Genomic DNA, 6,641 nt, shown 5'->3' on the forward strand with positions numbered 1-6,641 from the left:
TATAGATTATACAAAGGGAATGGAAGCACTTTCAAATTCGTCCATGGTTATGCCCAATATTTTCTACGCCCAGGTTACACCCGACCTCTTTTATATTGGCTTCATACCCGGCGTTTTGGCTACAGTGCTGGGGACTATGCTAGCCGGTCTGGCCATATACAAGCGGGAAATGGCACAATTGTTTAAGGAATTGGAAACATGATCAAGATTCTTATTTCTTTTCTATCTTTTACATTTCTCGTTGCTCAAGCGGATGATATGTCCGTGCAGGATATTATCGAGGCTATGGACAATAACCTGAACGCAAAAAGCCGGATATTAACCAGTAAAATGATCGTCCATGGACGGCGCTCCAGCCGTACCATCGAATCCAAAAACTGGGTTGTTGGTATCGATCAGGCGTTTACTGAATACCTTTCTCCGCCTCGCGAAGCAGGGACAAAAATGCTCAAGTTGAATGATAAACTCTGGACCTACTCGCCCCAGACAGATCGGATGATCCAAATCTCCGGGCATATGCTCCGGCAATCGGTCATGGGTTCAGATATGTCCTACAACGATATGATGGAAGACCGCCCCCTGATGGAACTCTATGAAGCCACATTGGAGGGATCAGTAGAGATCGATGGACGAGATCATTGGATTATGTTGTTGGAGGCAAAAGTGAAAGGATTGTCCTATCCCATGCGCAGGGCATGGATCGATAAGGGATACCTGCTCCCTATGAAAGAGGAACTTTATGCCAAAAGCGGCAAGCTTTTAAAAACATCCACCATGGACGGCATAAAAAAGGTTCAGGACAGATGGTTCCCATCGAGATTCGTGTTTAAGGATGAGCTTAAACGGAATAGCAAAGGAACGGAATGGATAATAGAAGAAATTGAGTTTGATACGGAGATTCCTGATTCCCGTTTTTTGAAAGCGCGATTAAGAAAGTAAACAAATAAAAAGTGATAATGATTACGATAAATATCATCAAATTATTTTTATTATTAGGTCAACAAAGTTATACGTATATTTGTTCGGCGTTACCACTGAGGATTTTATAGAGGAGAATGTTAATACAATGAAACACACACTTTTTATTTTACAGATCTTTCTGTTTTCGATTGTTTTCGGACAGAATGAGAATGTAGAAGAACTTCAGTTTGAGTTTGAGGCGGATTCCATAGAACTGAATGTTGGTGAGACAAAAGAACTCACGATTAAACTTCTCAATGAAGATGGAGATCTTTCCCAAAATTCATTTTATGTATTTGGACAGAGACGTGCTTTATCCGTATCCCCCAGGACGAGCGATTCTACGGGTATTGCAACCGTAACCGTCAAGGCCCATAAGCCTGGACGCCTGAGACTTAGCGTTCAAAGTATTACGGTTAAACGCGATGATCGCGTTCGGGATAAGCTCGTAGTCAATGTCCCCTTCCCACCAATTGATCATATTGTATTTAATCAAATGCCAAGTAAACTATATACAGAAACATCCACATCTTTTTCAGTGGAAGTGATCGACGAAGCAGGGCTTACACGAGACAATGCGGATGTTAAGCTCAAATCCAGCAATACTGCAGTTGCAGATTTTGATATATTTGGTAATCTGGAAACAAAACGGACAGGTCGCGTCACCGTATCTGCTACAGTTGAGGAGATAACGGAATCTTTTAAAGTTCGTGTGGTTAAAAATACTACACGCCAAGTGACACTTTCAATAGACACAGAAGAAATTAGAACCGGTGACGTGCTTGCGTTGAATGCAAAAGCTTTAAACAGAAGTGGTCGTACTATTGAGGATGCACCAATCACTTATTCTTACATCGGTCAAGCTGATTATGGTGAGTTTGCGTTACCTGCAGCAGGGCTAGTAACGGATGATGGAAGATTTGTGGCTGAAACAGCAGGTTTATATACTCTTATTGCATCTTCTGGAGGTTACTCAGCTCAGAAAATAATTAAAGTTGTTCCAAGAGAGGTGAAAAAACAAGTAACGTTAGTGGGGCACGGATTAATCTCTGATGTATTGACCGGTGATTTGTGGGTCTGGGCTGGAGTGGATAAGCATGAAGGAAAAGATTTTGCTGTAACAGGGACATGGGGTTCAAATGGAGAAGCTTACTTTTGGGATGTTACAAACCCAGATAGTATGATAATTATTGATACGATTACGGTAGATGCGCGAACGGTAAATGATGTAAAAATATCTGAAGATGGTCGCGTGGGAGTGATTACTAGAGAAGGGGCATCAAATCGAAAAAATGGATTTGTAATATTGGATGTAAGTGACCCATATAATGTTACGATATCAGCAGAGTATAATGATGATATGACAGGTGGAGTTCACAATGTATTTGTATATGAAAATCATGTTTATGCTGTAAATAATGGACGTAAATATGATATCATTAATATTGATGATCCGAAAAATCCCTTTCGCGTTGGTGTTTATGAATTGGATACTCCTGGGCATAGTATCCATGATGTTTGGATTGAAAATGGTATCGCCTACTCTTCAAATTGGAGCGATGGCGTTGTTGCTGTAGACATTGGTGGGATGAAATTTGATGAAGCTGATCGTTCTCAGTCGCAGTTTAACCCATTGTTAGCAAAAGCAGGTCAAGGTAGTCCCTCAAATCCAGTAAAATTAGCTTCAATGGGAGATCCTACTGGACGCAATCATGCAGCATTCCCTTTTTTAAGTAAGTCAACGGGTAACTTTTATATTATAGCAGGTGATGAAAATTTCCCATGGGGCGTTCTGGCTACCAAAGGACAGCCATCAAACCCAAGGGGAGGCTATCATTTCTTGAATTTTTCTGATCCTGATAACCCAAAAGAAGAGGCTATTTATGAAGTTCCAGAAGCTGGCTCACATAACTTGTGGATCTTCGGAGATATATTAATCGCTGGAAACTATCAAGGAGGATTACGAGTTGTAGATATTTCCGGTGAACTCCTTGGGGACATTTATAAACAAGGCCGTGAAATTGGTCATTATTTACCTTATCATAAAAAAGGTAAAATCCCCAACGCACCAATGGTGTGGGGTGCACAGCCTTATAAAGATTATATATATTTTGCAGATATGAATTCGGGACTTTATTGTATAAAACTTGAAGATATAAAGAAAGATTTGGGAACCCCGTAATAATATGGAGGATATTATGAAGAAATACTTTACAGTAATTTTTTTGTTACTTAATGTTGGCGTTGCTCAGGATAATGTAGAAGATAAAAAGGAAAAATTGAAATTTATTTTCGAACCTGACTCTCTCTCCTTGAATATTGGTGAGGAAGCCTCAGTGTTAATTAGGCTTGTTGATTCAAAAGGAAATCAAGTAAAAAGCACTTTTATGATTCGAGGGCAGAGAAAAGTACTAGATGCGAAACCAAGAATGAGTGATTCAACGGGAGTTTCAACGGTTAATGTTAAAGCCTTTGATGCAGGTGAATTATATCTTTCGGCCTATTACTATGGGAAAAAAGGAAGAAATGTTAGCAGGATGAAAGTTAATGTGCCGATGCCACCGTTGGAAAAAATAAGTTTCATTGATCCAGCCAAAAAAGTTTTTGTTGGGACATCAGTAAATTATGCGGTTAAAGTTTATGATAAGGCAAAAATAATCAGAGAGAATACGAACGTTGTTTTAACATCAAAAAATAAGAAAGTAGCTGAATTTGATAATTTTGGTAATCTGAATATTAAAAAATCAGGTAAAACGATCATTACTGCTAAAATAGATGATTTAGAAGAATCCTTAGTGGTGTCAGCCAAAAAAAATCCAGCAAGAAAAATAAAATTAGACATAAGTGAGAATGAAATAAGAACTGGTGATGTAATAAAATTAAATGCTATGGTTTTAGATGGCGGAAATAAAGTTCTTGATAATATTCCTATAACTTATTCTTATTCAGGTAAAGCAATTCGTCAAACTGATAATTTTATTAATAATCAATCAACTGAAAGTATTGGCCGACCTGCATCTGGATTGATTACCCAAGATGGTAAATTTGTGGCTGAAACACCTGGTATTTATACCTTAACGGCTCAATCAAGTGGATTTTCAGCATCCAAAAAAGTAAAAGCTGTTCCTAGAAATGTACGTAAGAGACTTGAAGTTGTAGGACACGGAACCATTTCCAATCACAATACATCTGATCTTTGGGTATGGGCAGGCATTGGTAAACATATAGGTAAAGATTTTGCTGTAACGGGTACACATAGTGCAGATGGTGAGGCATATTTTTGGGATATTAGTGATCCAGCTAATATGGTAATAATTGATACAATAAAGGTTGATGCGCGTACTGTAAATGATGTAAAAATTTCTGAAGATGGTAGGGTTGGCGTTATTTCAAGAGAAGGTGCATCAAATCGGAAAAATGGATTAGTCATACTAGATGTTTCTGACCCATTCAATGTATTAATTATTAGTGAATATAATGATAATTTAACCGGCGGTGTTCACAATGTATTTATTTATGAAGATCATATTTATGCATTAAGCGCTGGTACACGATATGACATAATTAATATAAATGATCCTTCAAACCCATTTCGTGTGGGGTCTTATGAATTAGATACCCCCGGACACAGCATTCACGATGTCTGGGTAGAAAATGGAATTGCTTATTCATCTAATTGGAGCGATGGTGTTCATGTGGTTGATGTGGGTGGAATAAAGCAGAGTGAAAAGTCAAGAGAGAGAAATAAATTTAATCCGTTTTTAGCACTAGCAGGCCAAGGAAGTCCAGGAAATCCAACAAAATTAGGTAGCAAAGAGGATCCAAACGGACATAACCATGCAGCATTTCCATTTCAAAGCGAATCTACAAATAAATTTTTTATTATTACAGGCGATGAGTGGGCAAAGAGTGTTCCTGGATCAGAAGAAAGAATTTATCAAGGAGGATTCCATTTCGTTGATTTTACAGATATAAAAAATCCTGTTGAAACAGCGATTTATCAGGTACCAGAGGTTGGGTCGCATAATCACTGGGTTGAAGGCGACACATTATTTGCTGGTTATTATTATGGAGGAATAAGAATTGTTGATATTTCGGGAGAACTGATGGGTAATTTATATGCACAAGGCAGAGAAATAGCCTTTTTCAAAGGTGTTGATCCTGATGGTAGCACCGCTAACCAAACCAATGTCTGGGGTGTAATCCCGTATAAAGGGTTAATTTATTTTGCCGATCTAAATAATGGTTTATGGGCTGTTCGATTAGTAGATAATGAACCATTAGGAACAAATTAGAGAGAAAAATGAGAAGAATCATTAAAACAATACTAATTTATACATTCATGATGTGTGTATTATGCGCAAAAGATTACTATATTTATTGTGCTACAGAATCTGAAGATGAAGTTGCTCTTATCAGGTTTGATGGTACAACAGCACATGTTGAAAAACGAATTCCTGTCGGTGTTTGGCCTGTAGAAATTGAAGGCCCGCACGGAATAACAGTATCTCCTGATGGAGATTACTGGTACTTATCAATGGCTCATGGTCTTCCTTACGGCCATTTGTATAAATACAAAACTGGCACTGATGAAATGGTTGACAGAATTGAGCTGGGTTTATTTCCAGCAACCATGGGAATATCGAATGCAACAGGCTTAATATATATTGTCAATTTCAACCTACATGGAGGCCATACGGAACCAAGCACTGTTTCTATTGTTGATCCAGAAGAAATGATTGAAATTGATCGCGTTGAAACGGGCATTATGCCACATGGCTCTAGACTGCTAAATAATGGACTAAAACATTATTCTGTTGCTATGATGTCAGGTACTTTATATGAAATGGATGCAATGACAATGCAAATTTCACGAACGATGTCCACAGCGTCACCCAAAATGAATGATCATAGTGGTCACAATATGAAAAAAATGGATCATAGTAACATGAAAATGGGTAAGAATAAAAGGATGTCAAATAAAGATAAAAAGGGCATAGCTGCCATGGGAAAAATGGCTATGGCCAAGATGGATCACAAGATGCCACCAGAGAAACCTACTTGGGTATATCCACATCCGAATGATAATCTAATTTATGTAGTGAATAACGGTACGGATAATGTAGTTGAGATTGATGTTAAAAAATGGGAAGTAGTACGAACTTTTAAAACTGACAAAGCTCCTTATAATTGTGAAGTAAGCCGAGACGGTAAATACTTAGTTATTACTTATAAAGGCGCCGCGAAAACAGGTGTTTGGGATTTAAAAACTGGGAAAGAAGTTGCCAAGTTGAAGAATTCACGCAAGGTAACACATGGTGTCGTGATTTCACCAGATAGTCGTTATGCTTTTGTATCGGTAGAAGGAATCGGAAAAGAACCTGGAGCTGTGGAAATTATTGACCTACATAATCTTGAAAAAGTGGCTATAGCTGAAATTGGGAAACAAGCAGGTGGCATCGCTTTCTGGAAAATGACCGATTAATTATCATTATATGTAACCGTTAATTTTTTACCCTATATAGACTCGGGGGTCTTGCAACCATCGGGCCATTGTATTTTTAGATGGTCTGTATCACTTTTTAGTCCCATGATTTGAATGGGAGAATTCTGAGACCAATATCCTGAACCGGATTGGATTTCCTTACCGGCCCTTTTTGATCCTTTTTCTCAAGTGCAGA

5 protein-coding genes and 1 pseudogene are annotated in these 6,641 nt (G+C 38.2%); 5 read left to right on the top strand and 1 reads right to left on the bottom strand.

Annotation, left to right across the window (positions count from 1 at the left end):
• The 5 genes from HN459_03805 to HN459_03825 form a co-directional block, all read left to right on the top strand.
• On the top strand, nt 1-202 hold a 202-nt coding region (locus HN459_03805; protein MBT3478568.1), incomplete at its 5' end, for a hypothetical protein.
• Complete coding sequence (locus tag HN459_03810; protein ID MBT3478569.1) at nt 199-939, top strand: outer membrane lipoprotein-sorting protein; 741 nt, start codon at nt 199-201, stop codon at nt 937-939. The genes HN459_03805 and HN459_03810, both read left to right, overlap by 4 nt.
• 127 nt (nt 940-1,066) lie before the next feature.
• Entirely contained in the window at nt 1,067-3,142 is a 2,076-nt protein-coding gene (locus tag HN459_03815; protein ID MBT3478570.1) for a hypothetical protein, read from the top strand.
• 16 nt (nt 3,143-3,158) lie between these two features.
• On the top strand, nt 3,159-5,255 hold the full coding sequence (locus HN459_03820; GenBank protein MBT3478571.1) for a hypothetical protein: 2,097 nt from the start codon (nt 3,159-3,161) through the stop codon (nt 5,253-5,255).
• Between the two features lie 8 nt (nt 5,256-5,263).
• Nucleotides 5,264-6,445 (top strand): YncE family protein, encoded by a 1,182-nt coding sequence (locus HN459_03825; protein MBT3478572.1) that lies wholly within the window; start codon nt 5,264-5,266, stop codon nt 6,443-6,445.
• Nucleotides 6,446-6,477: 32 nt separating this feature from the next.
• On the opposite strand, the pseudogene HN459_03830 reads toward HN459_03825, so the two are convergent.
• Nucleotides 6,478-6,606 (bottom strand): annotated as a pseudogene (locus HN459_03830) (hypothetical protein).
• Between the last annotated feature and the right edge of the window lie 35 nt (nt 6,607-6,641).

Source organism: Candidatus Neomarinimicrobiota bacterium, assembly GCA_018647265.1.
In the GTDB taxonomy this organism is placed as follows: domain Bacteria; phylum Fidelibacterota; class Marinisomatia; order Marinisomatales; family TCS55; genus TCS55.

Coding starts and splice junctions, on each gene's coding strand:
- HN459_03815 (MBT3478570.1), top strand. CDS start 1,067: ATGAAACACACACTTTTTATTTTACAGATCTTTCTGTTTTCGATTGTT.
- HN459_03820 (MBT3478571.1), top strand. CDS start 3,159: ATGAAGAAATACTTTACAGTAATTTTTTTGTTACTTAATGTTGGCGTT.
- HN459_03810 (MBT3478569.1), top strand. CDS start 199: ATGATCAAGATTCTTATTTCTTTTCTATCTTTTACATTTCTCGTTGCT.
- HN459_03825 (MBT3478572.1), top strand. CDS start 5,264: ATGAGAAGAATCATTAAAACAATACTAATTTATACATTCATGATGTGT.